Here is a 2,395-nt window from a genome sequence, read left to right as displayed (position 1 = left end):
ATCAGCACCTTTGAATTTCAAGAACATAAAATGGTGACAGGAATGCAATCTTACCACCATGAGCTTTTGAGTTTATTAGGCGTACAATATAAAGCGGTTTATTCCTGAATTAGGTGCGGAATGAAGGTTGAAGAAAAAATCCCACTATCACGAAATTCTGCCCGAAATTTATTGAAAAGTAGAGGACTGAACAAACAAATACAGCACGATACAATTAATAGTTTTGATGGACAAATTTATGTTTCTCGTGGGAAACAAGGTGATGTATTCGTTATAACTGAACATACTCCAGGAAGTGCATCTCAAGTTTATGTAACTAGGGGATCTGCTGGGATAAGCTCCGCCGAACGACGTTCAAAATTAGCTTTACCACCGAATAACTCTGCTTCATATGAAGGAAAAGTAGCATTAACACGAGATCAAATTCTATTAGAAGGTAAAGTAGCACCACAGCTTCAATGGGGAGCAGATAAAACGGGCGGTGGATGGCAAGTTGTTACCGCAGGTGGTAAATATTCAGGAGCCACAAAATTATTATGAATATTAAAGAATGTAGCGAAATTATCTGCAAACATCTGATTGATTCATGTTACCAAGATGAAGCAGATGATATTAGGAAGCTTACGTATATTATATTGAGTAATTGTACAAGTGAAGATGAAAAAACTATATCTATAAATGATTTATTATCTCGATGCCATCCCAAATGGTTAGGTGATTATTATATCAAGGATGTTACATATAAATATTGGACAGATTTGATAACAAAATTTAGGTATCTTTTGGAAAAATGTGCTGCTAAATAAAATCTTCAAAAATCGGCTATGATTACCTGTGGAGCGGGGAGCAGCTGATTGAAGAGACCCCGGTATATGCGGATGGCACTGTCGGGTATGAACAGAGCATTCACTGGCTGTATGAGCCGGGCGCCCTGACCCCTTCGGCTCGATATCAACAGGGCCAGTTATACTATGTGGTGAGTGACCATCAGGGAACGGTGCGGGAAATCCTGACCGAGGACGGGGAGCTGATATGGGCGGGCCGGTTACTCACCTGGGGCGAGCCGGAACGCTGGCCGGTGCTGACGGTCAATGACCCGCGGAACCTGACGTGTAACCTACTGTTTTGTGGGCAATATGCGGACTCGGAGAGTGGTTTATGCTATAATCGCTTTAGATATTACGATAATGAAACAGGCCAGTACTTATCGCCTGATCCATTAAATCTTAGTGGAGGATTTAACCCGTACGGCTATGTCCATGATCCGGTAAACTGGATTGACCCTCTGGGATTAGCGGGTTGTCCTTTACCAAATCGTCGGCAAGCTTTAAATAAAGGTAAAGATTTAGCTGGAATACCACGTTCTCAACAACCTGTTAGACAATGGACTGTTGGAAATGATCCGAAACGAAGAGGACAAACTAATTATCAATATTCAGAAGATGCGGGATCTCATGGACGTTATTACGAATATGTAGATGCGAAAGGTCATAAAAAGGTTATTCTTGAGCATACAAATGATCCTCACGCACCTTATCCCCATGCTCATGCTGGTCAGGCAAAGAAAGGAGCCGATGCAAGAATATATGACTTTAAGAAAAATAGATATTTGAAGATAGACGACCCTAAAACTAACGATCACCATATTTATTATGAATAAGAAACTTGAAGAAAAATTGCTTTTACTAAGAGCAAAGAAATATATCGATAGCATTCGAGGGATTGAAAACGTATCGATATTCTTTATAAATAATGATGAATTTCAATGGCATATGGATGTATATAACAGTATTTTAAGAAGAAATGAGATGCCGGAATACAAGTTGGCTCTTCCTGTTAATAAGGAAGATGTTTGTTCATATATGCAATCAAAAATAAATATAGGTGAGGATAATAGTTACTATATGTTTTTTGAAGGAAGAACAATAATATCATTCCATATTGTTAATTTGCATGATTTTTTATCTAGTCATTTCTTATTAAATAATACATTTGATATTAATGTACTATCACTTAATCCAATGAGGGTTATTGATATGAGTGAGGATGAATACGAGTTAAATATATTTGATATATCAGTATAGTAATATGAAAAGCCGGAAAGATTACCGTGATCTTTCCGGCCTTGTTATTTTTATGCTTAAAATAGATATCTTACAGGCTTGGCCTTATATATTAAATATATAATTTAAAATCACAAAAATATAAAATAAATAAGAAGATAAAAAAGTAATAATACAGAAAAATATAAAATTCATAGGTAGATTTACATAATAAGTGCAACATCGTTAATCTGGAAGTAAACATGTTCGTATTCCCTTAAATAATTCATTCGGTGTTTTCCCACCCCGTGTCTTTCGGGGACGATGATTTAACCGGTTTACCACAAAATTTA

At 36.9% G+C, this 2,395-nt stretch carries 3 protein-coding genes and 2 pseudogenes; 4 read left to right on the top strand and 1 reads right to left on the bottom strand.

The genetic code is table 11. The features are described from left to right. The first annotated feature begins 120 nt into the window (after window positions 1–120). From CKY02_RS22845 to CKY02_RS22830, 4 genes and pseudogenes are all read left to right on the top strand, one after another. Window positions 121–540, top strand: a complete 420-nt coding sequence (locus tag CKY02_RS22845) for a hypothetical protein (protein WP_112896990.1) — start codon at window positions 121–123, stop codon at window positions 538–540. Next, the gene (locus CKY02_RS22840) at window positions 537–806 is read left to right on the top strand and encodes a hypothetical protein (RefSeq protein ID WP_036811987.1); all 270 of its coding nucleotides are present in this window, start codon (window positions 537–539) and stop codon (window positions 804–806) included. The genes CKY02_RS22845 and CKY02_RS22840 overlap by 4 nt, the downstream gene beginning before the upstream one ends. Before the next feature lie 2 nt (window positions 807–808). Then, window positions 809–1,660: pseudogene (locus CKY02_RS22835) on the top strand (RHS repeat-associated core domain-containing protein); the annotation flags it as partial. Further along, a complete protein-coding gene (locus CKY02_RS22830; protein WP_112896989.1) occupies window positions 1,653–2,084 on the top strand; it encodes a hypothetical protein in 432 nt (143 codons plus the stop codon). The pseudogene CKY02_RS22835 and the gene CKY02_RS22830, both read left to right, overlap by 8 nt. A gap of 204 nt (window positions 2,085–2,288) precedes the next feature. Here CKY02_RS22830 and CKY02_RS22825 read toward each other — a convergent pair. Beyond that, window positions 2,289–2,395, bottom strand: a pseudogene (locus CKY02_RS22825) (IS30 family transposase); the annotation flags it as partial.

It is taken from the genome of Photorhabdus bodei (genome assembly GCF_003287735.1).
In the GTDB taxonomy this organism is placed as follows: domain Bacteria; phylum Pseudomonadota; class Gammaproteobacteria; order Enterobacterales; family Enterobacteriaceae; genus Photorhabdus; species Photorhabdus kayaii.
This window is presented reverse-complemented; position numbering and strand designations above follow the sequence as displayed.

What these genes read in the sequence shown, in the direction of transcription:
- CKY02_RS22840 (WP_036811987.1), top strand. Translation starts at nt 537, where the DNA reads ATGAATATTAAAGAATGTAGCGAAATTATCTGCAAACATCTGATTGAT.
- CKY02_RS22830 (WP_112896989.1), top strand. Translation starts at nt 1,653, where the DNA reads ATGAATAAGAAACTTGAAGAAAAATTGCTTTTACTAAGAGCAAAGAAA.
- CKY02_RS22845 (WP_112896990.1), top strand. Translation starts at nt 121, where the DNA reads ATGAAGGTTGAAGAAAAAATCCCACTATCACGAAATTCTGCCCGAAAT.